This is a genomic window from Streptomyces montanisoli (assembly GCF_017813245.1).
In the GTDB taxonomy this organism is placed as follows: Bacteria; Actinomycetota; Actinomycetes; order Streptomycetales; family Streptomycetaceae; genus Streptomyces; species Streptomyces montanisoli.
The window spans coordinates 67,843-90,882 of the sequence record NZ_JAGIQL010000001.1; the positions used below are offsets into that span (position 1 = coordinate 67,843).

Annotated in this window: 27 protein-coding genes and 1 pseudogene; 15 read left to right on the forward strand and 13 right to left on the reverse strand. The window is 68.7% G+C overall.

Annotated features, from left to right (window positions below; all coding sequences use genetic code 11):
* Positions 1-40 precede the first annotated feature (40 nt).
* Positions 41-721: a hypothetical protein gene (locus JFN87_RS00290; RefSeq protein ID WP_209337727.1), complete on the forward strand. Its 681-nt coding sequence runs from the start codon at positions 41-43 to the stop codon at positions 719-721.
* Between the two features lie 53 nt (positions 722-774).
* Positions 775-1,053, forward strand: a complete 279-nt coding sequence (locus tag JFN87_RS00295) for a hypothetical protein (RefSeq protein ID WP_209337728.1) — start codon at positions 775-777, stop codon at positions 1,051-1,053.
* Positions 1,054-1,247: 194 nt separating this feature from the next.
* Here JFN87_RS00295 and JFN87_RS00300 read toward each other — a convergent pair whose 3' ends face one another.
* The gene (locus JFN87_RS00300) at positions 1,248-1,649 is read right to left on the reverse strand and encodes a PIN domain-containing protein (protein WP_209337729.1); all 402 of its coding nucleotides are present in this window, start codon (positions 1,647-1,649) and stop codon (positions 1,248-1,250) included.
* A complete protein-coding gene (locus JFN87_RS00305) occupies positions 1,646-1,894 on the reverse strand; it encodes a type II toxin-antitoxin system CcdA family antitoxin (protein ID WP_209337730.1) in 249 nt (82 codons plus the stop codon). The genes JFN87_RS00300 and JFN87_RS00305 overlap by 4 nt, the downstream gene beginning before the upstream one ends.
* Before the next feature lie 427 nt (positions 1,895-2,321).
* On the opposite strand from JFN87_RS00305, the gene JFN87_RS00310 reads away from it, so the two are divergent.
* The 6 genes from JFN87_RS00310 (at position 2,322) to JFN87_RS00335 (ending at position 6,416) form a co-directional block, all read left to right on the forward strand.
* The gene (locus JFN87_RS00310) at positions 2,322-3,056 is read left to right on the forward strand and encodes a Crp/Fnr family transcriptional regulator (protein WP_209337731.1); all 735 of its coding nucleotides are present in this window, start codon (positions 2,322-2,324) and stop codon (positions 3,054-3,056) included.
* A 115-nt stretch (positions 3,057-3,171) separates the two neighbouring features.
* Positions 3,172-3,978: a hypothetical protein gene (locus JFN87_RS00315; protein WP_245178502.1), complete on the forward strand. Its 807-nt coding sequence runs from the start codon at positions 3,172-3,174 to the stop codon at positions 3,976-3,978.
* Entirely contained in the window at positions 3,975-4,262 is a 288-nt protein-coding gene (locus JFN87_RS00320; RefSeq protein WP_209337733.1) for a hypothetical protein, read from the forward strand. Before JFN87_RS00315 ends, JFN87_RS00320 begins: the two co-directional genes overlap by 4 nt.
* Positions 4,253-4,999 carry a hypothetical protein gene (locus JFN87_RS00325; RefSeq protein ID WP_209337734.1) on the forward strand — a complete coding sequence of 249 codons (747 nt, stop codon included), beginning with the start codon at positions 4,253-4,255 and terminating at the stop codon, positions 4,997-4,999. The genes JFN87_RS00320 and JFN87_RS00325 overlap by 10 nt, the downstream gene beginning before the upstream one ends.
* Positions 4,996-5,304, forward strand: coding sequence for a helix-turn-helix domain-containing protein (locus JFN87_RS00330; RefSeq protein WP_209337735.1), 309 nt, complete (start codon positions 4,996-4,998; stop codon positions 5,302-5,304). Before JFN87_RS00325 ends, JFN87_RS00330 begins: the two co-directional genes overlap by 4 nt.
* Complete coding sequence (locus JFN87_RS00335) at positions 5,301-6,416, forward strand: hypothetical protein (protein WP_209337736.1); 1,116 nt, start codon at positions 5,301-5,303, stop codon at positions 6,414-6,416. The genes JFN87_RS00330 and JFN87_RS00335 overlap by 4 nt, the downstream gene beginning before the upstream one ends.
* Positions 6,417-6,838: 422 nt before the next feature.
* Here JFN87_RS00335 and JFN87_RS00340 read toward each other — a convergent pair whose 3' ends face one another.
* Positions 6,839-7,249 (reverse strand): arsenate reductase ArsC, encoded by a 411-nt coding sequence (locus tag JFN87_RS00340; protein ID WP_209337805.1) that lies wholly within the window; start codon positions 7,247-7,249, stop codon positions 6,839-6,841.
* 95 nt (positions 7,250-7,344) lie between these two features.
* Here JFN87_RS00340 and JFN87_RS00345 point away from each other — a divergent pair, with 95 nt between their 5' ends.
* The 3 genes from JFN87_RS00345 to JFN87_RS00355 all read left to right on the forward strand — a co-directional run bounded on the left by JFN87_RS00345 (position 7,345) and on the right by JFN87_RS00355 (position 9,801).
* Entirely contained in the window at positions 7,345-7,653 is a 309-nt protein-coding gene (locus JFN87_RS00345; protein WP_209337737.1) for an ArsR/SmtB family transcription factor, read from the forward strand.
* Complete coding sequence (gene arsB, locus JFN87_RS00350) at positions 7,650-8,768, forward strand: ACR3 family arsenite efflux transporter (RefSeq protein ID WP_209337738.1); 1,119 nt, start codon at positions 7,650-7,652, stop codon at positions 8,766-8,768. The genes JFN87_RS00345 and arsB overlap by 4 nt, the downstream gene beginning before the upstream one ends.
* Before the next feature lie 697 nt (positions 8,769-9,465).
* Complete coding sequence (locus tag JFN87_RS00355) at positions 9,466-9,801, forward strand: MerR family transcriptional regulator (protein ID WP_209337739.1); 336 nt, start codon at positions 9,466-9,468, stop codon at positions 9,799-9,801.
* Positions 9,802-10,071: 270 nt separating this feature from the next.
* Here the strand turns inward: JFN87_RS00355 and JFN87_RS00360 are convergent, their stop codons facing one another.
* From JFN87_RS00360 to JFN87_RS00380, 5 genes are all read right to left on the reverse strand, one after another.
* Positions 10,072-10,401 (reverse strand): SCO5918 family protein, encoded by a 330-nt coding sequence (locus JFN87_RS00360; protein WP_209337740.1) that lies wholly within the window; start codon positions 10,399-10,401, stop codon positions 10,072-10,074.
* A gap of 49 nt (positions 10,402-10,450) precedes the next feature.
* Positions 10,451-10,726 (reverse strand): CBS domain-containing protein, encoded by a 276-nt coding sequence (locus JFN87_RS00365; RefSeq protein ID WP_372449158.1) that lies wholly within the window; start codon positions 10,724-10,726, stop codon positions 10,451-10,453.
* Between the two features lie 134 nt (positions 10,727-10,860).
* Complete coding sequence (locus tag JFN87_RS00370; RefSeq protein WP_209337742.1) at positions 10,861-12,360, reverse strand: DEAD/DEAH box helicase; 1,500 nt, start codon at positions 12,358-12,360, stop codon at positions 10,861-10,863.
* 345 nt (positions 12,361-12,705) lie between these two features.
* The gene (locus JFN87_RS00375; protein WP_205043802.1) at positions 12,706-12,909 is read right to left on the reverse strand and encodes a cold-shock protein; all 204 of its coding nucleotides are present in this window, start codon (positions 12,907-12,909) and stop codon (positions 12,706-12,708) included.
* A 526-nt stretch (positions 12,910-13,435) separates the two neighbouring features.
* On the reverse strand, positions 13,436-14,077 hold the full coding sequence (locus JFN87_RS00380; RefSeq protein WP_209337806.1) for a type III effector protein: 642 nt from the start codon (positions 14,075-14,077) through the stop codon (positions 13,436-13,438).
* A gap of 126 nt (positions 14,078-14,203) precedes the next feature.
* On the opposite strand from JFN87_RS00380, the gene JFN87_RS00385 reads away from it, so the two are divergent.
* From JFN87_RS00385 to JFN87_RS00395, 3 genes are all read left to right on the forward strand, one after another.
* Complete coding sequence (locus tag JFN87_RS00385; RefSeq protein WP_209337743.1) at positions 14,204-14,635, forward strand: Hsp20/alpha crystallin family protein; 432 nt, start codon at positions 14,204-14,206, stop codon at positions 14,633-14,635.
* A gap of 93 nt (positions 14,636-14,728) precedes the next feature.
* Positions 14,729-15,124, forward strand: a complete 396-nt coding sequence (locus JFN87_RS00390; RefSeq protein WP_209337807.1) for a DUF2267 domain-containing protein — start codon at positions 14,729-14,731, stop codon at positions 15,122-15,124.
* Between the two features lie 118 nt (positions 15,125-15,242).
* On the forward strand, positions 15,243-15,638 hold the full coding sequence (locus tag JFN87_RS00395) for a DUF2267 domain-containing protein (protein ID WP_209337808.1): 396 nt from the start codon (positions 15,243-15,245) through the stop codon (positions 15,636-15,638).
* Between the two features lie 478 nt (positions 15,639-16,116).
* Here JFN87_RS00395 and JFN87_RS00400 read toward each other — a convergent pair whose 3' ends face one another.
* The gene (locus JFN87_RS00400) at positions 16,117-16,581 is read right to left on the reverse strand and encodes an ATP-binding protein (RefSeq protein ID WP_209337744.1); all 465 of its coding nucleotides are present in this window, start codon (positions 16,579-16,581) and stop codon (positions 16,117-16,119) included.
* Positions 16,582-16,706: 125 nt separating this feature from the next.
* Positions 16,707-16,916 carry a hypothetical protein gene (locus JFN87_RS00405; protein WP_209337745.1) on the reverse strand — a complete coding sequence of 70 codons (210 nt, stop codon included), beginning with the start codon at positions 16,914-16,916 and terminating at the stop codon, positions 16,707-16,709.
* A 410-nt stretch (positions 16,917-17,326) separates the two neighbouring features.
* On the opposite strand from JFN87_RS00405, the pseudogene JFN87_RS00410 reads away from it, so the two are divergent.
* Positions 17,327-17,603: pseudogene (locus tag JFN87_RS00410) on the forward strand (cation transporter dimerization domain-containing protein); the annotation flags it as partial.
* Positions 17,604-17,689: 86 nt separating this feature from the next.
* Here the strand turns inward: JFN87_RS00410 and JFN87_RS00415 are convergent.
* Genes JFN87_RS00415 through JFN87_RS00425 form a run of 3 tightly spaced genes read right to left on the reverse strand, consistent with a single transcriptional unit; the run spans position 17,690 to position 22,973 of the window.
* Positions 17,690-18,679, reverse strand: a complete 990-nt coding sequence (locus JFN87_RS00415; RefSeq protein WP_209337746.1) for a thiopeptide-type bacteriocin biosynthesis protein — start codon at positions 18,677-18,679, stop codon at positions 17,690-17,692.
* On the reverse strand, positions 18,661-19,890 hold the full coding sequence (locus tag JFN87_RS00420) for a lanthionine synthetase C family protein (RefSeq protein WP_209337747.1): 1,230 nt from the start codon (positions 19,888-19,890) through the stop codon (positions 18,661-18,663). The genes JFN87_RS00415 and JFN87_RS00420 overlap by 19 nt, the downstream gene beginning before the upstream one ends.
* Complete coding sequence (locus JFN87_RS00425; protein ID WP_209337748.1) at positions 19,887-22,973, reverse strand: lantibiotic dehydratase; 3,087 nt, start codon at positions 22,971-22,973, stop codon at positions 19,887-19,889. Before JFN87_RS00425 ends, JFN87_RS00420 begins: the two co-directional genes overlap by 4 nt.
* Between the last annotated feature and the right edge of the window lie 67 nt (positions 22,974-23,040).

Here is a 23,040-nt window from a genome sequence, read left to right on the forward strand (position 1 = left end):
GGGTCGGTACCAAGGTCGGCTTCACTGTTAGGGGAGATCCATGAACCGCCGTCACGCCTTCGCCGCTGCCGTAGTCGGCAGCGCCGCCGCGTTCCTCGCTACTGCCTGCGGCCCGTCCGCCTCGGGTTCGAGCGCGGCGGCGAGCACTGCCCCGTCCAGCGCCGCCAGCTCCGCCGCGCCCTCAACCCAGTCAAGCCCGCCCGGTTCGTCAGGCAGCTCGGCAGGTTCCGAGAGCTCGCCCGCCTCGAACACGGCCGCGTCGGCGTCCGCCACGACACCGGCCACCAAGGGAACGCTGATCCGCACCGAGACCCTCGTCGACGGCAGCACGGCCAAGATCTACAAGCTCGGCGACACGCACTACGTCGCCAAGATCACCGCCGACGGGCAGCCCTTCGACAGCCTGGAGACGACGAACGGACACGTGGACGGCCTCGATGACAACGACATGTTCATCGTGCTCACGCTGGACGGCCATATCCATTCCTGGGAGGGCGGCGCGAAGCAGGGGCCGGGCACGTTCACCGTCGCGGGCGGTTGGACGGCCAAGGTCACGAAGATCGGCGAGTTCCACTACCGCGCGCAGATAAGCGGCGGCGAGGAAGGCACGGTGGGCACGCTGGAGGCGAAGCAGGGCGACGGCGGCCGCGACGCCGGGGGCGAGACCAACGGCACGTACTTCGTGCTCGGCGACGACGGCCAGATCAGCGCCCACGAGTAGTGGCCGCCGAGCCCCTGGGCATCCGCCAGCTCTCGAACCCCCAGGCCAGCACGATGGCCAAGCATCCCGACAAGCAGGTCGCCGCCTCCCGCAACTGGCCGCTCGACATGCGCGAGGGGCCAGGCCTGGAACCAAGTACATGTGGCGCGGTAAGCGCGATGGCGCGCGCCGGGCAGTCCTCCGAGCGCGCCCCGCTCATGTATCAGTACTCGGTCATGGAGCGGCAGCAGAAAGTTGCAGCCGAACTCGACCAGCTGGTGCAGCGGCAGCGGAAAGCCACACCGGGGAAGCCGGGCGAAGCATCTGGCACGGATCCGGCACACGACGCTTGAAGAGGTCTAGATAAGACGAAAGCAGGCGGTCGAAGGGAATCTGATCTGCGCTTTCCCGTCGGTCGGGATGTGTGGCTACGGGCTCCGGGAACCGCACCTGACCGTTGTTGTCCGCTCTGCTGGGCACGGATGGGCCACGAGGCTGGCGGTGCGACACACCCTGCCAAGGCGCGTGGCCCAGGCGGACCGGTGGGTCAGACAGGGACGATGCGTACTTGGTCGCCACAGAGCTTGGTCATGTCATCGCTGTCGGAGGTCAGGAGGGCGACGGGTTTCGGCTGGCGCAGGGCGACCTCGGCGACCGTGGCGTCGATGGCGTACTTGTGCCCGTGCAGACCGGCGCGTTTGAGTAGCTCCGCTGCCGCCCTCGCCGATTGTTCGGTGACCGGCTCCACCTTGATCCGGGACAGAGCCCAGTTCAGGCGAGGCATGTTAGTACGGGAGTGGGTGACTTCCACGATGGTGTTGGCCCCAATCACCAGGTCGGCGCCCATGCCGTGGAACACCTGCAACACCGCGAGGAACTTGCGATCCTGCGCGATCCAGGCGGAGAGCCCCTCGAAGTCCAGGACGACGGTCTCGATGCGCTCGCTCACGCGGCGTCCGCGTCCTTGGAGGAGCCGGCAGCATCGAAGATCTTCGAGCGGGCTTCGGCGAGTTCCTCGTCGCTGAAGTGTCCGTGTTCTTCCTCGTGCCGGCGGAGGTCGTCGCCCAGGAGTTGGTGCCGGATCTGGCGGGCTACGGCCTCTGCTACGTAGCCGGAGACGTTGTCCGTGAGCTTGCGGAGCTCCGCCACCTGGTCGCTGGGGAGCGTGACGGTGATGCGAGTCGTCGAGGACATTTGTCCAGCATACTGGAGTATGCGAAATGTCGCTGTGCTGTGTTCCGACTGCTCATAGGGCAAGCGCCGGGTTCCTGTCGGTAACCGAAGGGCCTTTCTAGCTACGTCGAAGTCACGACTCCGGCCACGTGGGGCAGGGAGAGACATGTATCTAGCCCGAGTCGACGCAGCGCGACGGCCCTTGTTGAGGCCAGACGGGGAGGAAGCACTCGTCCTGTGCCGGAGGGAGGCTGCGCCGGCCGACGGACGCGGTAGCACATGATGCCGCGCTGCACGAGCACCTGGGGCGACCGTCGGAGGCTCTCGCCCCGACGCGCCGCACCACGTACGCACACCACGCCGGGTGCTCCTCGCACGCCCTGTCCGCTCGAATCCAGTCCTGATTCCCTGATCAGGATGGCACTTGGACTCGACCTTGAGGTGGGGCATGGAGCGCGCGACACGGGGTGCAGCACAGCGCGGTACATATGACATCGGCGAGCGGAGGCCCGCCCGCTTCCTCGGCAGCCTGTCGGAGGATGCCCGGGGAGAACTGTTAAGTATCGCTTCCCCGCAGCAGTACCCGCCCGGAGCGAAGATCCTTGTCGAAGGGACACCGGGTGATTGCCTGGTGCTCCTGGAGACCGGCTATGTGAAGGTGACCGGGCAGCTCGCCAACGGACATGAAGCTTTGATCGCCATTCGGACCGGCGGAGACGTGGTCGGAGAGATGGCTGTGATCGACGACGTGCCCAGGTCGGCCACGGTGACAGCGGGCGAGGACATCGACGCACACGTCGTCCAACGCCGAGCGATGCGGAGCTTCCTGGACAAGTACCCCGAGGTCGCCCTTCAGATCGTGCGGCTCAGCAACCGCCGCCTGCGCAGCGCGAATTCTTGGCGTATCGCGTTCGGTGAGTTCACGGTTCGAGTTCGCCTTGCCCGGGCGCTTGCCGAACTCGCGGAGAACCACGGCGAGCCCCTCGACTCGCGCACTCTGATCTGCATCGAGCTCACACAGGCCGAACTCGCGGCCCTCATCGGATCGCAAGAGAGGGCGGTGCAGCAGGCGCTGGCAAGGCTTCGTGCTGACGGGATCGTGGAGACCAAATACCGCGAGGTGGCGGTGCTCAAGCCGGACCGCCTGCGGGTGATCGGTCTCCTGCCGGCGATCGGCCGCTGACAAGACCCGGCATCACGCATTTTTGCGGTTTGTTCGGAGCGTCCAGCATGTCGGCAGCACAGTTGGCGTCCAGCACCACCGACTATCCGAACTCGTCGAATAGGTGATGGTTCACATGACGTCGCAGCCGAATGTCCGGCCCTGGGGCAAGTCCATGCCGGATGACCAACGCCACCTCTGCCTGGCGGCGGACATCGAGAAGTACAGCCGCTTCGACACCCAGGGCCAGCGGACCGCACAGGCTCAACTCGCCCGGGTGCTCAGGACGGCAGCCGAACGCAGCGGGTTGGACCACAGCACGTGGTCCGTCCAGCCGCAGGGTGACATGGAGTTCGCGGTCCTCCCGGCCGGCACTTCCGAGCAGGTTGTGCTGGGCGGGTACGTCACCCACCTTGCGGCCGAGCTCGGCGGCTACAACGCCACCCGCCGACCCGCCGGGCGGATACGGCTTCGGCTGGCCATCGACACCGGTGTGGCCGCCACCGCCGCCCTGGGCTTCTCCGGGCCGGCCCCGATCGCTGTTGCCCGCTTCCTGAACGCACCGGAGGTGAAGCGGGCCCTGGCGGATGCCAGGTCGGCGAGCCTGGTCGTGGTGATCTCCGACCGGCTTTACCAGGACGTGGTGCGCTCCCGGTTCCACGGACACGACGCGGAGCAGTACCGCCGTATCCACGTGGAGCAGAAGGGGTTCGCCGGTTACGGCTGGGTCCGGTTGCCTGGTGTGGATCCCCAAGATGCGGGGGAGCCCTGGCCGGCCGCGCCAGAGGGCGGGCCGCAGCCCGGCGGGCCGCGGCCCCTGGCGCGAGCGGCGGGGGCGGAGCAGCCGAGCTTCGTCCAACAGGGCGTCCACGGCACCGCCGTCCAGGGCGTGATCCACGGATCCGTTGTCCACGGGGGGGTGCCTGGCGGGGCAGGCCGATGAGCGACACCCCACCCGCGGGAGGCTGCCCCTCCTGCGGGAACGCGGCAGGCGGCTACCGCCAGCAGGACACTCGGGGCCTCTCCGTCCAGGGCCGGACCGGCGACGTGTACTACTACGCCACCGCCTGCGACCACCGCTCCGCCGCCAGCGCGCGGCGATACATGGCCGGCTTCTCGCCGGCTCCCTACGAGACGCTGCGTGAGCAGTTGCACCGGATCGCTTGGGCTTGCTCACGCGTTGTGGTCGGCATGGGTGACGATTCGGGAGGTGCACCATGGGACTGATCCCCTACAACCGGGTGTTCGATGTGCTGGAGCACCGCTTCCGGCTCACCACACTGCCCTTTTCCATCACCACGGCCGAGGGCCCGACCCTGCTTTCCGCCTTGTCGGCCAGGCGGGCGCTGTACGGCAGGCCGTCGACCCCGCGGCTTCGCGAGGAGATCTGGCGCCAGGCTGTCGACGCGGCGCAACGTGACATCAGCGCGGCCGGATCTGAACGGCTGCTGGCACTTTGGCTGGCCTTGCCCGCCATGCGGCGCACGCTCTATCGGATCGCGAACCGGTGGCCGATCGACCGTCGGGAACTCGAATCCGAGTCACTGCTCGCTCTACTGACGATACTCGCGGACGTAGACCCGCGGACCCATGAGGCGGGTGACGCACTGCTGCGCCCCGCCATCAACCGGGTCTGGGCGTTCGCCCGGGCCCGCACTCGGGAGTGGCCGGTGGCGGACATCGGGGCGCTGGCCGCCACCCACCTCTCCGGGGGCTCCCGCGTGGAGTCGCCGGTCGGTGACTGGCACGACGGCTGGGAGCTACGGGTGTCACCACCCTCCCGGCCCGATGGCTTGTCGGCGACCGTGCGGTTCAGCGTCGCACCGGATCGGCTGGAAAGCTTCCGGCTGGGCGAGCTGGCAGGCCACTTGGGTCTCGGAGAGATCGTGCACCGGGCACGGCGTCCGAGCGAGGGCAGCCGCATCGGCACCTTGTCGCTGCGTCCGGCAGGAGGGCAACGGTGACCCCACGTTCCAGGACCTGGTTGTCGTTCAGCGAGGCATTCGACCTGCCGCTAGTCGTCGACCTGCGCACAGCCGCCCGCGCGCTCGGACTCTGCCCCGCCACCGCGTACAAGCTCGTACACCAGGGCGGTTTCCCATGCCGGTTCCTGCGCCTTGGGTGGCAGTACCGGATTCCCACCGCCGACCTGCTTCGGGCGCTTGGGATCGAGGAGCGCCCCGTCTACCTGGCTGATCTGCAAGCCGGCGCCGACCTTGAGGAACAGCGCCATCAGGCAGAGGATTTCGAAACGGAGGGCCATGCATGAGCACTGTAGCGGTCACTGACGCGAAGCCCGAGGAGGCGTCGATGACGACCTGCTTCGTCATCGCGCCCATCGGCAACGAGCACGCCCCGGACGGGAGTCCGGAACTCCTGGCGTACGAAGAAAATCTGGAGTTCTACGAGAAGGTCATCTTGCCCGCCTGCGCCAGGCACGGCATCGTCCCGGTTAGGGCCGACGGGATCGCCGACACGGGTGAGATCACCGAGCAGATCTGCCGCCACGTGCTGCAGGACGACATCGTGATCGCCGACCTCACCGGGTGCAACGCGAACGTCGCCTACGAGCTGGGGATCCGGCACCTGACGGGCAAACCGATCATCCACATCGGCGAGCACGGGCAGCTGCCGTTCGACCTCTCGCTGATCCGGACGATCATGTTCAAGCGCAGCCGGAGCGGTCTGGTCAGTGCGCGACGGGACCTGGAGACCGCGCTGAAGGGTGCCTTGGACAATCGGTTCGAGCCGCTGACCCCGGCCCGGATCCTGTTCGGTCTGCCGGCGGCGTCGCCACCGGCAGCTGCGGTCGAGGCGGAGCCGGACGACCTGGAAGCCCCCGGACTGTTCGATCAGTTCGCCCGGGTGGAGGCGCAGGCGGAGGCGATCGGCGAGACCACGGAGGCGATCGCCGGGTTCATGACGGTGATCTCCGAATCTGCTGTGCAGATCGGTCCCGTGATGGAGCGGGCCGCCCAGCCGGGGGCGCCGATGAGCGCGTGGCTGCCGGCGATGCACGAGTTGTCCAAGGCGATGGCCGAACCGGCCTCCGGTCTCCGGGAGGCCTGCACCCGCTTCGCCGGGCAGATGGTGGAGATGGACGCGGCGGTCCAGACGGCATTCGACGTCATCGAGGCGATGCCGCCCGAGCAGCGCGCCGGTTCGCCGAGCGGCTTCCTGGAGCAGATGATCAGTACCGCCGAGTCCACCCATGAGGTGGTCGGCGTGCTCGAAGAGATCGAGGTCGGCATGCGGTGGATGGTGAAGATGAGCCGGGACCTGCGGGTGCCGGGCCGGGACCTCACGGCCGCGGTCAAGCAGGTCAGTGGCGTGATGGCCCGGATCGCAGACTGGGAACGCAGGGCCCGCGCGTTGATCTGACCGTGAGGCGGAGGGCTGCCCCGCTCCACCACGGCCAAGCGGCTGAACCGGGCGACACGATCTCGGCAGGCCACGAGTAGGTCCTGACAACGACGAAGTCCCAGGTCGCTGACCTGGGGCTTCGTTGGAAGAGCGGGTGACGAGAATCGAACTCGCGCTCTGAGCTTGGGAATCAAGGTGCGTGGAGCTGCTGATATGGATCTGACCTTCGTGTTTGCCCGACGCGAGAGGTCAGTCGAGGTCGCGAGAGAGCCGTGTCTGACCGCTGTTGTCCGCCCTGAAGGGCACGGATGGGGCACGCCCTCCGGCGCGCCGAGAAGGTGACTCCAGGGCGGGTCGCGGTGCTTGGTGGTTCAAGCGCCCGGTATCCGGCGGGCTAGAGCCCATTGCTACGACCGCACGCAGGCCGGTCATGTCGTCGCCTACGGCTGCGCGGGGGCGATCTCTGCGATCAGGTCTTCGACGAGGGTCTTGATCTCGTCGCGGATCGGGCGGACGGCTTCGACGCCCTGACCGGCCGGGTCGTCGAGCTGCCAGTCGAGGTAGCGCTTGCCGGGGAAGACGGGGCAGGTGTCGCCGCAGCCCATGGTGATGCAGACATCCGACTCGCGGACCGCGTCGGCGGTGAGGATCTTCGGCGTCTCCCGGGTGATGTCGATGCCCGCCTCGGCCATGGCCTCGACGGCTGCCGGGTTGACCTGGTCGCCGGGGTCGGAGCCGGCGGAGCGGACCTCGACGCGGTCGCCGGCCAGGTGGGTCAGCCAGGCGGCCGCCATCTGGGAGCGGCCGGCGTTGTGGACGCAGACGAACAGGACGGACGGCTTGTCGGCGATGGTGCTCGTTCTCTCTCGTCGCATGGCGGAACCCGGCCGCCAATGACTTCAGCCGTCGCTGGTATCAGCGGACGGTGATGTGACAGTATCAGCGCATGCTGACTTCAGTCGATCCTGATGTGATCCGGGTGCTGGGCGATCCGCTCCGCTTGAAGATCGTGTCCCTTTTGGCGCGCGAGACGCTGTGCACGACGCACCTGGTCGAGGAGACGGGAGCCAAGCAGACCAACCTGTCCAACCACATGAGGGTGCTGCGCGAGGCCGGGCTGGTGGAGACCGAGCCGTGCGGCCGCTTCACCTATTACCGGCTCAAGCCCGAGGTCCTGGCCGGTCTGTCCGAGCAGTTTGCCGAGCTGGCCGCCTCTGCCCGTACCGCCGCCGATAACAAGAGGGCCTGCCCGTGACCTCCACAGAGCCCACCGCCGCCCGTGCCCACGGTGCCGGCCCGGCCGGGGACGACTCGATCGTCAGGAAGCTCTCTACCCTCGACCGCTACCTCGCTGTGTGGATCCTGCTCGCCATGGCCGTCGGCCTCGGCCTTGGCCGCCTGATCCCGGGGATGAACGACGCGCTCGCCAAGTTCGAGGTTGGCGGGATCTCCCTGCCGATCGCGCTCGGCCTGCTGGTCATGATGTATCCGGTGCTGGCCAAGGTCCGCTACGACCGGCTCGATCGCGTGACCGGCGACAAGAGGATGATGGTCTCCTCGCTGGTCATCAACTGGATCGTCGGGCCGGCGGTGATGTTCGCCCTGGCGTGGATCTTTCTGCCGGATCTGCCCGCGTACCGCACCGGCCTGATCATCGTCGGCCTTGCCCGGTGCATCGCCATGGTCATCATCTGGAACGATCTGGCCTGCGGCGACCGGGAGGCCGCCGCTGTCCTGGTCGCGCTGAACTCGGTGTTCCAGGTGGTCGCGTTCGGCCTGCTGGGCTGGTTCTACCTCGACCTGCTGCCGCGCCGGCTGCATCTCGGTGACGGCCAGGGCCTGGACGTGTCCGTGTGGCACATCGCGCTGAACGTCGTCGTCTTCCTCGGCATCCCGCTGCTGGCCGGCTTCCTGACCCGCCGCATCGGCGAGCGGAGGATGGGCCGCGCCGACTACGAGCGGAAGTTCCTGCCGAGGATCGGCCCGTGGGCGCTGTACGGGCTGCTGTTCACGATCGTCATCCTCTTCGCCCTGCAGGGCAGGACCATTACGTCGCAGCCCCTGGACGTTGTCCGGATCGCGCTGCCGCTGCTCGTCTACTTCGCGGTCATGTTCTTCGGGACGTTCCTGCTCGGCAAGGGCCTGGGTCTGGCCTATGACCGCACGGCGACCCTGGCGTTCACCGCGGCGGGCAACAACTTCGAGCTGGCCATCGCGGTCGCCATCGCCACCTTCGGTGTGACCAGCGGGCAGGCCCTGTCGGGCGTCGTCGGTCCGCTCATCGAAGTGCCGGTGCTGATCGGCCTGGTCTACGTCGCGCTCGCCTGGCGCAGGAAGTTCGCCGCCGACGCGGTGACAACGGCCCCGTGACGCAGCACACGGACGTCGTGGTGGTCGGCGGCGGCCAGGCAGAGCTCGCAGCCCGCGACCCGGACTCCTCACCGCGAAGCCCATGTTCCGAAAGATCGCTGCCGACGGCGTCCGCCGCCGAGTCGCGTTTGCGCCCGCAGCGCGGGGCTTCCATCAGCCGGGCAACCCTTCCGGATGCGGGGGAGGCAGAATCCAAATGGTTGCTGTTGCAGAAAATCTGTAGCGGATGGAGTAGACATTGGCGTCGGAGGGGGTTAGTGTTTTCCGCGTAGCCCAGAAGTCAGTAGGGCACGGCAGAGGCGAACTGCCGTGCAAGCAGGTCAACGCAGGAGCGGCCCGGTAGCGGAGTGGTGGAGCCGGAAATGATGGGTTCTTCCGCTGGCTGCCGGGCCGAGCGACCCACGGGGCCGCACGGCAGTACCGTGTCACCAGCCAGTACAGATTGATCAAAGAGGTAAGGAGCCGCACGCCATCAGGATCGCCCGGGGTCGGGACGATGTCCGCCCGGGTACCGCAGACCCCGGATTGGAAGGTGGTCCCCGGTCACGCAACCGCGATCCCCGCAGCCCCGCCTCCGCGGGTGGACCTGCGGAAGAAGAAGGCCGGTGCAGTCGGCCGGCAGATGGTGTTGAAAGCTCGGGGCCCGGGCGCCGTTTGGCGCCCGGGCCCCTCGACGCGTCCCTGGAAGAAGAGGTCTATGACCGCTCGCAGTACCCGCCCTGCCGACAAATTCGACGACGACGACTATCCCGCCTACACCATGGGCCGGGCTGCCGAGATGCTTGGCGCCACACCGGCCTTCCTGCGCGCGTTGGGTGAGTACCGTTTGATCACCCCGCTGCGCTCCGAAGGCGGCCACCGCCGCTACTCCCGCTACCAGCTGCGTATTGCCGGCCGGGCTCGCGAACTCGTCGACTCCGGCACGCCCATCGAGGCGGCTTGCCGCATCATCATCCTTGAGGATCAGCTTGAGGAAGCCCAGCGCATCAACGAAGAACTCCGCGGGCACGACCGGCCTGAGTCCTCGGCCTGATCCACGCTCGGCTGTCGCGCGAGACGGAGCACTCGAAGGCGCGGGCACGGTCTCGAACGGCGATTGGCTGGGCGGCGTCGTGGCCCGAGGCCCGCTCTCGGTATCGGATGGTTCCGCTGCCACTCCGAGGGCCGCCGAAACGCCGGCAACCGTGGCCGCTCCGGGCCCAAGCCACGTGACGAGCGGTTTCTCGGCCCACCGAGACGAGGTGAGCGATGAAACCCGTCCAGTATGTTCCCGTCACGTGTCACGGTTGTGTTCGGCCTCGGCTCACACCTGACCGTAGTTGAGGCGGGTGGGTTGTGTCCCGAGCGCGGCGGAAGCCCTCTGATAGGCGCCGGCCATGGGGACGGATCCGGCAGTGGGGCGCGTACGGCAGGTGAAGCCGAGGCGGGTCATGGCTCTCAGGACCTCGACGGCGCTGAAGTCCCGGCGGTCCTGGTGGGTGAGCACCTGTCCGACCTGCTTGGCGGGGTAGTGGCGTCGCCCGATGATGACGAGGTGGTCGTCGGTGGCCGGCTCGGGCTTGACGCCCTTCATCGATTCCAGCACGCCGCTCTTGGTCAGGTCGAACGGGAAGCGGGCGATGACACAGCGCATGATGCCTCACAGGGAAGGAGCAGACGGGGCCGTGCGGGCTGAGGGGGGTTCAGTAGGAGACGGCGAGCGAGCCGCGGGCGCTGCCGTGGTCTTCGGTCAGGGGCGGGTTTTCGAGCGGCCGGCGGTGCCTGGGGGGTTGGGCTTCGGAGCCGGGGCCGCCGGCGACGTCGCGCAGGCGGATCGAGTCCGTGTAGCGGGGGCTGTCACGGACGTCGGTGAGGCGCGTCAGAGTGACATGTCCGGTGCGCAGGCCGTCCTCGTCGCAGATGACCAGGTGGCGTGTGCGGGCGGCGGACATGAGGCAGAGCGCGACCTCTACGGTCATGGCGTCCCAGACCTGTGGTCCGGACGGGGCCATGGGCTCGGCAAGCGTCTGGACCGCGTGGGGCGCGGCAGGGTGGGGGTGGGTATGGAACAGTGACAAGAGGTGCCTCCTGCAGAGTTGGGCCGGCTCACTGATCACGACGGTCCTCGGCCGCCACACGCGGACGCAGCCAGTCCTGCGGGGACCCGCCCGGTCATCGAAGCGGGGCGGTAGCCGCCGCCTGAGGCGGCCGCGCGCTTGCGGCGGCGTTCGGCCGGCGGCGCGGCGATGACGACGGGGATGCCGGAGGGGGCCTGTGCGCCGGTGATGCGGTGCAGGGCCTCTTCGCCGGCGCGGACCTGGGTGGTCTGCGGGACGACGCCTGCTGCTGCCATCAAGCGGGTCATGCTCCGGCGCTGGCTGGGGGTGACCAGGGTGACGACGCTGCCGGACTGTCCGGCTCGGGCCGTGCGGCCTCCGCGGTGGAGGTAGTCCTTGGGGTCGGTCGGCGGATCAACGTTGACGACGAGGTCGAGGTTGTCGACGTGGATTCCGCGTGCGGCGACGTTGGTCGCCACCAGCACACTGACGTGGCCCGTTTTGAATTGTGCCAGCGTGCGGGTGCGCTGCGGCTGCGACTTCCCGCCGTGCAGGGCCGCGGCCCGCACCCCGCTGTGCAGCAGATGCTCGGTCAGGCGGTCGACGGCGTGCTTGGTGTCGAGGAAGAGGATCACACGGCCGTGGCGTGCGGCGATCTCGGTAGTGGCGGCGCGCTTGTCGGCGCCGTGGACGTGGAGCACATGGTGCTCCATCGTCGTGACCGCACCGGCCGAAGGATCGACGGAGTGCACCACGGGGTCGTTGAGGTAGCGGCGCACCAGCAGATCGACATTGCGGTCCAAGGTGGCGGAGAACAGCATGCGCTGCCCTGTGGGACTCACCTGGTCAAGCAGAGCGGTGACCTGCGGCATAAAGCCCATGTCGGTCATCTGGTCGGCTTCGTCGAGGACCGTGACAACCACCTGGTCCAGTCGGCAGTGGCCTTGGTCGATCAGGTCCTTGAGGCGTCCGGGTGTGGCGACGAGGACCTCGGAGCCGTTGCGCAGAGCCGCCGTCTGCCTGCCGGCCGGCACCCCGCCCACGATCGCGGTCAGCCGCAGGTGCACGGCGCGGGCGTATGGAGTGAGCGCGTCGGTGACCTGCTGCGCCAGCTCACGGGTCGGTACGAGGATCAGTGCAAGCGGTCGTCCGGGCTCGGCACGCCGCCCGGCCGTACGGGCCAGCAGGGCGAGGCCGAAGGCGAGGGTCTTGCCCGAGCCGGTGCGTCCCCTGCCCAGCACATCACGGCCGCAAAGGGAGTTCGGAAGCGTCGCGGCCTGGATCGGAAACGGCACGGTCACGCCTTGCGAGCCGAGCGCGGCCACAAGCGCCCCGGGCATGTCGAGATCCGCGAACCTCTCCACGGCGGGAAGCGCGGGGCTGATCGTCCCGGGGAGGGAGAACTCGGCCTGTGACCGGGCGGAACGCACGCTGCTGCCACCGGAACGGGCCGGCCTGCCAGAACGACTCGCGCCCTGCGAGCCGAAGTGGCTGCTCTTTTCTGAGCCGGCATTGCCGTCACGAGTGCTGAAAACGCGGTTGACTGTGCGGTTCATACGGAACCTTCCTTGATGCGGCACACATCAAGGAATCTTCCGGTAGCGATGAGCAGCGCGGAGAATCACAAGAATGGGCCGGATGGAGCGCAAAAAGCGTGATCGCGTGCAGTCTGCGCAGGCGCCTGCGGAAAGGGTGACCACGCGATGGTGATGCACTACCGGGAGCGTTGGCCGCAGGGTGAGCCAGGGTGCGCTCCTACGCGCCTTCAGGGCGCTTCGCGTGCGGCGAATTCAGCTTCGTCGGAGTTGCCCGGGATGAGACCGGCACTGCGCGATGGATGCAGATGGGGCCCGCACCCCGAGGGGTGCGGGCCCCATCTGCACGTGTGTCACACGCGTCAGTCAGGCAGGAACGATGTTCTCCGCCGTCGGGCCCTTCTGGCCCTGCGCGATGTCGAAGTTCACCTTCTGGCCTTCCAGCAGTTCACGGAAGCCCTGGGCGGCGATGTTCGAGTAGTGGGCGAACACGTCAGCGCCGCCGCCGTCCTGCTCGATGAAGCCGAAGCCCTTTTCCGCATTGAACCACTTCACGGTACCTGAACTCATGTCATTCTCCTTCGGGGGCACTGCACCGGCATCCGCACAGCGCGAATGCCATGTCACCGCGATGATTGCCCCGACCGGAAAATACCGGAATTACCAGGAATGCTTTAACGACTCGAACGCCGCCGAAGCGCCTGAAGTACTGGGAACCACAACTGCAACCTAGAACGACAGTAGCACGCCGAAACGGCTTGAGCAGACTGAATAGCGCCAGTGTGGCCGCTGCGGGAATAAATCTGTGCGCGGACCCGGATAAAATTCTGGATCCGCTGGAACAGTTTTTGAGGCAGCCTGGGCACAGCATTCCGGGAGGAGTGGCGTCATGCCCAGCCTCGTCGTGCTGGTGCCCATCGGAAGCCGCTTAGCAACGGCCACATCCGGTCGACGCCGGCCGGCCGCGAACGGAATGTGAGCGCGCGCTACCAGGCCATCGGCGGTCGGAACAGCGCGCCAGCGTCTGGTTGGCCTCAGGAGAGTCGCTGAAGACGACCGCGCGGGCCGTCGATGGCCACCCTGGCGCCGGTGGAGATCACCCGGGCGCGCGTGTGGCGAGGATGTCGAGGCGCGCGGCGAGGTCGGGGTGGGTGGCGGCGAGGTGGGGGCGGGTGGCGTTGAGCGGGGGGACGAGGGTGGCGGGGTCGTCGTGGGCGAGGGCTGCGTCGAGTTGGCTGAGGGGCCCGCGTGCGGCGGTGGGGAGGTCGGTGAGGGTGGTGATCTGTGCGGCGATGCGGCGCAGGTCGGCGGCGTTGTCGCGGGCCCAGGTGGTGAGGGAGCGGTCGGCGGCGCGGCGTTCGCGGGTGGCTTGGACGCGTTGTTCGCCGGTCGTTCCAGTGGGCCCGGGGCGGTTGCGGAGGTAGCGGCGTTCGGCGGCCTGGCGGCTGGCGACGCCGAGGGGGCGGGCGAGGTCGGCCCAACTGGCGCCTGCGTGGCGGGCGGTTTCGATCAGGCCGGACTCCCATCCGGAGAGCTCTTCGCGGATCTGCCGCAGTAGCAGGAGAGAGGCCAGCGCCTGCTCCGGTCCGCCTGTGGCCGTGTCGTTCACGGACGGGGTCTGATCCTGCGCGGCGCGCAACGCGCCGCTTATGGCTTCAAGGGCCGCCGCCGCGGCGAGGAACGAGGCCGGGCTGTGGCCGTCAGCGGGGGAAGGGTACGGCTGGTCGGCTGACGCCATGGGCACCTCCTTCAACATGTCATCCATGGGATGACATCGTGTTTGTCATCCACTGGACGACATGGTACAACGGTTCCAGTGAGCGCATTGGCAGATACTGCCCGAACCTTCTGGAGGTGTTTCGCGATGTTGATGCGCACCGACCCCTTCCGCGAGCTCGACCGTCTCGCCCAGCACCTGACCGGCCCCGGCACCTGGTCCCGTCCCTCCGCGATGGCGATGGACGCCTACCGCGAGGGCGACGAGTACGTGGTGGCCTTCGACCTCCCCGGTGTCAGCGCGGAGGCGATCGACATCGACGTCGAGCGGAACACGCTGACGGTCAAGGCGGAGCGGCGCCCCGCGGCGAGCGCTGACGACGTGCAGATGGAGCTGTCGGAGCGGCCGCTGGGTGTCTTCTCCCGCCAGATCGTGCTGGCCGACACGTTGGACGCCGAGCGCATCTCGGCCGACTACGACGCCGGGGTGCTCACCCTGCGCATCCCGATCGCCGAGCGCGCCAAGCCCCGCAAGATCGCCATCGGCGGGGAATCGTCCCGCAAGCAGATCTCCGGCTGAACTCCCGGCAGCCGGAGGCCGTTACAGCGGAGGACGGGCACCTGACCCCCTCACCCGTCCTCCGCTCCGGACGCGAGAAGGGCGGTGGCTGACATGGTCTTGCGCTGGGAAGCATTTCTCGGCCATGTACAGGAACGCGGCGAATACGAAAGCCGCCAGGAGGCGGAACGCGTGGCTCGCGTGGTGCTTGCCCTCCTGGGAGCACACCTGGTCGGCGAGGTACGTGCCCAGCTCGCGGCGCGTCTACCGGAAAGCCTGGCGCTCATCCTCCTCAACCCGCTGCAGAGCGCCGAACCCCTGTCACCGGAGCGGTTCGTGCGAGCGACGGCGGCCTGGATCGAGGGAGCCACGGAGGCGACCGCCGCCTGGGACGTCAGCGCGGTCCTCAGCACGGTCGCCGACGCGGCCGGCGACGACCTGCTCCAGCAGATCCTGCTCCAGCTCCCCGCCGGTTACGACCTCCTCTTCGGCCGCCCCCGGTCCACCTGACCACCGCTCGCAGGCACCCGCACCCCCGCGGGCGCCTGCGACCACCACCACGGAACACAGAAAGGCAGCAGCCGCGGTGATATCCGACCTGTGCGCACCCCAGCAGCACTCGCCCGCCATGACGTTCGAGCAGATGCTGGAGAAGATCCGCTACGAAGGCGCCTACCCCACCAGGGAACGGGCAGAAGAAGCGGTCCGCCTGATCCTTTCGGGACTCGGACGCCGGCTGACGGGCGACGAACGCGTCGAACTCGCCGCCCGCCTGCCCCGCGAGGCCGCATCCATCCTCACCGCCCAGATTCCCGAGCCCCAGCCACTCACCGGCTGGGCCTTCGTCAAAGACCTCGCCGACCGCACCGGCGCCACCCCGGCCACCACCCGCTGGGACACCGGCACCGTCCTCGTCACCGTCGCGGCCCTCGCCGGTGATGACCTCCTCACCCGTATCCTCCGCCAACTCCCCACCGGCTACGCCCTCCTGTTCGGCCGCGCCGAACTCACCCAAGCCGCATAAACGACACGCCCCGCGCGCGTGGGTGTCCGCTGGGGACGGCGGCCACCACCGCTGTCCCAGCGCGCGCTACACGGTGGGACGGTCCTCTTGGTGCGTATCGATGGGCACGGCGTGCGCGCCGAGGCCCTGGCTACGGCGACGGTCTCGAGCTGCGCACGGCGACGGATTTCCCGCACAAGGCGTCGTCTGGGCAAGTGACACGGCGGGTTTGAGGCATCCAGGCAGTTCACCAGCAAATCTGGGAGCGCGCGCGATCCTGCGGACGAGTCGCGCGGGTGCGGACCACTCGGTAACCAACAGGGCCCGCACCCTGCACGGCGTTGAGCCGCACCCCGGAGACCCGTGCGCCAGGTCTCGGGGCCGCGTGGGCCTCGGAGGGGGAGCAGGAGAGGCCCACGTCTTCGTTATAGCCATCCTGACTGCGGCTGCACTTCGGAAACGGCCTGTTCACCCGTACAGCCCAGGGTCGAGCACGGCGTCACCGGTGTGAGGAGTCGGGCTCGTCGGCCAGCGTGATGGCGGCGGTGACGCGTTTGCCGACGGGTTCGCGGTGGACGGTGAAGTCCTCGCTGACGGCGAGGACGATTTCCAGCCCGTGCTGGCCGACCCGGCCGCAGTCGGCGGTCCGGGCGATCGGCAACGCGGGTTCGCTGTCCCACAGCGTGACGTTGACGGCATTACCGGTGGCGTGGAGGGTCAGTTCGCAGGGGCCGGGGGCGTATTTGCGGGCGTTGGTGACCAGCTCGCTGACGACCAGCTGCACCGTGCCCATGACGCGTTCGGAGACGGGAAGGCCGTGTATGGCTTGGAGATCGGTCAGGAAGGTGCGGGCCAGGTCGCGGGCAGCAGCGATCTCCTCGCTGCTATCGAACGCGGCAGTGACCGTGATGCTGGGCACCTCGACCAGCACCTGCTGGTTCGCGCCGTCGGCAGCCTGCTCCATGGGTGGCCTGCCTCCGCTCGCTCCCTCAATTACTGAACGGGACGCGCTTACCCGCAAACCCCAGCTCCACGCAGTCGTCCCGCCGAACACTCGTGCGGGGGCCGGTGCACCTGTTGCCGTAGCGATCAGGAGCTCGCGTGAGTAATGCTGCTGGCGAGTTGGCCAGCCACCTGGGCCAGACTGTGCCCGAACGGGGTGGGTGCGATGAGCACTCCGAGGACCAGGACGATGACGACGGTCACCTTCTCGTCCAGGCGGCTGCGCGCCTGGGTGCGGCGCCGCAGTCGCATCACGACGATGACGGCGATCAGCACGGCCACGTTGATGGTCAGCACCCCGGCTCCTGCCCTCCTGGTCGGCTCACAGGGAGCCGACTACCGGCCCCAGGCTCATGGTGGCGATCGAGGCGCCGACCCTGGGAGCGGGTTGCGTCGACGTGGCGCTATCGAGCGCAACTGCGACCGGATAGGCACTCTTTACACACGGCGACTGTCTCAGTCATCTTGTGGCCGGCCGTTCGACGAAGCGCCGGTATTCCTTGGGTGGCGAAGTGCTTGAGGAAGGTATCAGGGGGTTAGCGGCCAGAGCGGTCAGGCCGTGTCGACCGCCCTCGCCGAGGATCCAAACCGAGCAGGGCCGCTGCTTCCAGCACAGCCCGACTGGGTCGGCTGCTGCTTCCACGCCGAACGGGATCTAGAGCGTGTCTAATAATGATCTTGTTCGGGTCGAAGTGGCAGCGGGGCACGTCGACACAGCCCAACACGCCCTGCGCGACGTCGACGGCGTACTCGACGTCGGCCAGGTCCGCATGCGCTGGATCGGCCACACCCTCCGCGCGGAAGCCGACATCGTCGTCGCCCCCGACAACACCGTCATCCAGGCCCACGCCCTGGCCGTCACCGCCGAACACGCCCTCATCCACGCCGTCCCACGCCTCACCGCCACGACCGTCCACACCGCGCACGGCACCGACCCCAACATCTCTCGCCCACCACAAAGACGCTTCCAGCAGCTCCGATTGAGCCTCACGTCTCCTCAGCATTTCCGAGACCGTTGATCACCCACCGCCTTGCTGAACCGTCGACAATCGCTGTCCTGGACGTCGACTCTACGGTCGGCTCGAGTGGTGCAGGATGGCAGCCCTGGCCGCCCATGCCAAGACGCTCTGACTCCGCATGGACAGCCCGAGCCGGTTCCAGTGGAAGATCACGTGGTAGCTCAGGACACGCCGCAGCCCGCGGTCGAGTGTTCCTTCGTGTACGGCGTGCCTGAGCGCTTGGCCCGTGATGCGGAAGGCTGTCGCCCACTCGGCGACCGGCTCCAACGGGCCGCCGGGGCGCAGCAGGGCGCCGTCGTCTGCCAGCAGCAGGGGGTGTATCTCACTGGCGCGGGCGTTGAGGTGACCCCTCGGTACGTCGTCGATGGCCGAACGGTGCTCGCCCGTGATGACGCGATGCCAGACGTCTCCCTGCTCGTACCACTCCAGTTCGGCGGCGCGCATCGTGATCGTGCAGAGGAGCACGGACAACTCGCGCGGCCTGATCAGCAGATCGGTTCGGTCTCGTAGGCGCTGTGCCTGCCGGCTGTCGGTGACGAACAGGGCGTGTGCGGCCGTCATGCTGGCCTCGCCTCCGAACGCTGCCGTCTCCGGCTCGTAGATGCCGGGCCACCACCGGTGCAAGTGCCCGATGGCGACGAGGCGGTCGAAGCCGTCGCCGAGGGAGAGCTCCGCTCCTGTCCCGGATTGCACATGGACCCGCAGGCGCCAGCAGGGGTACTTCCTCGTGTACCACCAGCCGTCAATCGTGTGCGCTGTCTCCGCTTCGCGCAGTACCGGCAGGACGTGGGCGAGGAAGACGGCGTCGGCGTTCGACCAGTCGGTGAAATGCAAGTAGACCTGCCGCCAGTCGGTCGCGGCGGCATTGCGGGACAGCGCCTCTCGGCCCGCCTGGTTGTAGACCGCGACGGCGTCGGACAGGACTGCCGGGTCCATCCGGTGCTGCTGCGCTGTGTCGGGGAGGGGAAGGCCGGCCATCACGGCGAGGACCGCGCGCTGGACTGGACCGGGGTCGGGTTGGGTCAGTTGATCAAGAGACATGCGTCCCATCCGGTGGTCGGCGCCTGCTGCGAGGCGTAGGTGGCGAGGGCGAGTGCGGTTCCGGCTTCGCCGTTGATCAGCCCACTCGGGGCGGGGCCACCGGGCCGAGCGTGTCCGGCGAGCGTCTTGCCGAGGCGATTCGGCAGTGCATGAAGTCGGGGGTCGCGAGCGTCGGCTGCGGCACGGTAAGCGGTCTGGTAGATGCCCGCCCAGCCGTGGCACAGCCCGGCGTCCGTCACGTGCGCGAGCTGTGCGGGGTCGGTCAGGGCCCGGTACAGGGCGTCCTCGTAGAACGCCTGGAGGTCGGGAGCGCGTAGGGCAATTCCTGCGAGTTGACCGGCTCGCGCGATACCCGTCGTGCCGTAGCACCAGCTCGGGCGGGCGGGGGCGTCGTGGTGGGGGCGTCCGCCTTCGAGGTCTCGGCGCGAGATGTGCTCGGGCCACCACGGGCCGGAGGGCGCGTACTGACACCAGGCGTCGAGGTGTTCGCAGACGGCCAGCACGGCTTCCCGATGGCCTTCGACGGTGATGCCACGGCGCAGCGCTTGGGCCAGGAGGAGCAGCGGGCCCGTGATGCCGTGCGCCGCCCCGAAGTTGGCGTGTCCACCGGGGAACAGGGGCGATTCTCCGCGAGCCGGGTCATGGCGAACCCACCAGCCCGGGAGGCTGTGCCCTCCGGGAGCGAGCAGGCGGGTCAGGTCGACGAGATACCCGAGGACGCATTCCAGCGCGGCACCCCCAGGATCAGCGCGCAGGAGGTAGGCCCCGATGCCGGTGAGGCCGTAGAAGAGGTCGTACTCCGCGAACGTGGGCAGGCCGCGGTTGCTGATCCGAGTGCGCGCCGCCTCCACGCGGCGGTGGGCGAGTGCGGTGATGTGCTGGTGGAGAGTTCTGTGTGCCGGGGCGTACAGGTGCTGATAGGCGGGTGGAACCGTGGCGAGGACGAAGCCGATGGCCGGAGCGCCGAGGAAGAGGCCGGCGGTGTCGGCTGCACTGACAGAGCCGGCGGCAGCGGCGGTGATCCACCGGTGGGCGGGGTGCCAAGGGCGACCGTACCGGGCGGCCATCTCAATGTGCAGGAGGCTGATCCCGGCGGCGCCTTCGGCGAGAGACTGCACTGCCCACGGTTCGTCCGGTGGCGGGGCAGGTGGGTCCGCCAGCCGGTCGGTGTACTGCTCCAGCAGCGACGCGGCCGTGGTCGGCGCGTTCATCCGCTTGTCCTCCGGTGCTGGAGGGCCGCGTTGCGCACGAGGCGCAGTGTCGTCGCCTCGGCGCTCGGACTGACACCGAGAGCCCGGACGTGATGGTGGTGCACCAGGGATCGGGCGACGGTGAGCGGATCGCGCTCGCGGCCCAGGATGATCCGGTAGACGTTCAACGCGCTGGCGCGGGCCTGCCATGCTTCGGCAACCTGGGTGCCGCCGGGAAGTTCTACGAGAGCGGAACTCCCGTCAGCCGCGGCGAGTTCGAGCACCTGGTTGTGCAGGGCTCGGTCGAGCTTTCCGCTGCCCTGCGGAAGGTTGCGCACCAGCCACTCCTCGGCTTCGGCGGCGTCCGACGCGAGCTGTGTGACCAGGTCCAGTGCACTCGCCGCGGCGATGGCCTGTGGAGAGAAGGCGTCGGCTCGCTCGGCGAGCCGGATCTGCGCGAGGGCGGCGGCGGAGTCCGCCGCGAATACCTGGTGTGCGGCGTCCATGGCGGCTCCGTGGCCGTAGCGTCCTGTCTGCGGGTGGTAGGCGGCCAGGACGAGCCCCGATGTCAGGCCGACGGTGTGAAGCGTCTCCGCCCATTTTCGCGCATGGGCGGCCGCGATGCCGTACGCGCCCGGCGGTAGATGCAGTGTGAGGCCGAGGTGCTGATCGGCGTCGGGGCGCGCCATTTCCCGATAGCGGGTAAACCACCAGGTTGGCGGGGTGTCGCCGAATACGGCGAGAAGGCGAGGCAGGTGCCGGCTCAGGATCTCGTCGTAGCGTCCCGGATGGGCATGGAGCTGGGCGTGGAGGAAGTCCCCGACCTCGGGGGCACCCGGCTCCGTTGCTTCCGGAGTGTGGTGCTGCTGGGGCACCTTGGCGTTCTCGGGTTCGGGAGCGCCGGCGTGCTCCGGCTGGGCGAGGCCGAGGGAGAGCCATACCTCGTGCGCTCGTCCGATCCAGCCATGGGCGTCGCTGCTGGGGACTTCGCGCAGCTCCAGGCGGCGAAGGTTGTCCAGGGCGGAGCGCAGCAGGCGGCGGTGGACGGGGTGGGTCGTGTCCAGTGGAAGGCGCTGGTCGTACTCCATCATGGCGACGTGTTCCGGTACGCGGAGGCGGTCTCGCCAGGCATCGAAGGCGTGGCCCCACTGTGCCGCTGAGGCCGTCCGGCCGGGTAGGTCTTCGGCGGTCAGCAGCCAGCGGGCCTGGGCGAGGGCGGTGCGGCGGTAGCGCACACGGGGCAGGAAGGGCAGCCGGGCGGCGGCGCCGAAGTCGAAGGGCTTGTAGGCGGCGTACCGCGCGGTGGCGACCTCGGCGAGGAAGCGCGCGAGTGGCGGGGTCTGGGTGCCGGCTTCGAGTGCGTGCAGGACTCGTACGTCGATGGGGTCGCCGGTGGAGTGCCGTACGAGGTGGATGGTGCGCGCGTCGGCGGTGACGGCGATGTCCGCGAGGGGGATCGTCGTCTCGTCGGTGGTGTGGTGGCCGGACAGCTCGATGACGTGAGGCAGCAGGCGTGAGGTGCGGGTGACGTTCTCGTTGCGGCGCCGGCGCGGAGGGAAGACGAGCTGAGTGCAGAGCGTGCCTGGCGCTCCGTGGTACGTGGCGGTCAGTGCGTCTTGCTGTGCCGGAGGCAGGATGTGGGCGAATCGGCCGGCCATGCTGCTGCCGGGGCGGGGGACCGAGGTCAGCAGTACGTCGAAGTCACCGTCGGCGAGCGTCGTGGAGCTGGGTGAGTGGACTTCGAAGGCGACTTCCACCCGCGGCACGAACAGTCGTTCGTCACTACCGGCAGCCTTTTCCAGTGCGTCGACCATCGCTTCGGTGAGCCGGAGTTCCTCCCGGCCGTCCATGAGGACCTGCTGCACCATGGCGAGGAGCACTTCGTCCCGGTCGGTGAGCGGCTTCGGCGCGGGGCCGCGTTCGGAGCCGATGTACCCGGCGGGCAGTCCGAGGCCGCTGTCGGCCACCAGGTCCATCACGGGGACTACGGCGCCAGCTCCGTACCTGGCCCGGAAACGGCGGTGGTAGTCGCGCCAGTGCTGGTAGCCGTAGGGCTGCGGCGTGGTCCGGTAGAGGCGCGATACAGCAGCTTGCACTTCCGAGACCACGGCCTGCGGAAGCTGCACCTCGGCGTCGAGGGCGGTATCGACGAGCAGAGGTGTCGAGGTGACGGGGGAGAGATCGAGCATTCTCGCCGAGACAGCTCTCAGGTCGGCGCCGCAGAGCTCAGGCTGCCACGCGGAGATGTCCTCCCGCACCGCGTTCAGCGCGTGAACCAGGTCACGGACTTCCGGCACGGTGTCTGCCTGGTGCTTGTCCAGCTCACGACATAGGTGCTGGAAGGCGTCCACGGCGGTCATCGGGGCCCAGAGGCTGGTGAGGAGGAATTGCTGTTCGATCAGGCTGCTGAGGAGGGCATCGATCTTCTCGTCGGTGGCCTGCGGGAAACCGGCGCGCAGACGGGCATGGAGGTCGCAGTAGGTGATGGGGCTGCGGGCGGCCTGCATGGCGGTCTCCACCGGGCGGGCGAGACGGACGGATACCTCGGCGGGGGCGAGCAGCTTGGCGTACCCGTCGGCGGGCGGGCCCGGCGCCACCAGTCGATCACCACGCGTGCGGGCGGCATTGTTGGCGACCAGCGGTAACCGCCTCAGCAACTGGGGGCTGCGCTGGAGGCGCAGGATGATGTCGGTGATCCATTCCGCGTCGGGCCGGATCGCCACACGGTGTTTGTTTCGCCATCCCACCTCGGGACGGGAGCCGACCGTCAGGGGAGCGGTGCCGGCGAACAGGCCGAGCGGCGTGGGACGGTGCTGCCACCGTAGGAGGTACGAGGCGGTGGACAACGCGGTACGGCGGACGTGCCGGGGGTCGCTCCGCCTGCCCTCGCCCAGGGCCTCGATGGCGGCGGACAAGACCGGGGTGGCAAGTTCCAGCGCGCTGCGAACCTCTGCACGCTGCCAGACGTCGCTCAGCCACCTGCGGGTGACGGTCGCATCGTCCAGGTCGAGGGTGCGGGGTACGTCCACCGGCCCAAGAGCGGTGGTCGCGCGCAGCATCGCGAAGCCCTGCCACCGGTAGTTGGCGACTGCTCGGGGAGCCATGTGTCCTTCCTTCATGCAACGCGCGGGAGGAGGGGAGGGGGCCGGTGGGCCGGGCGCGGCGCCACGC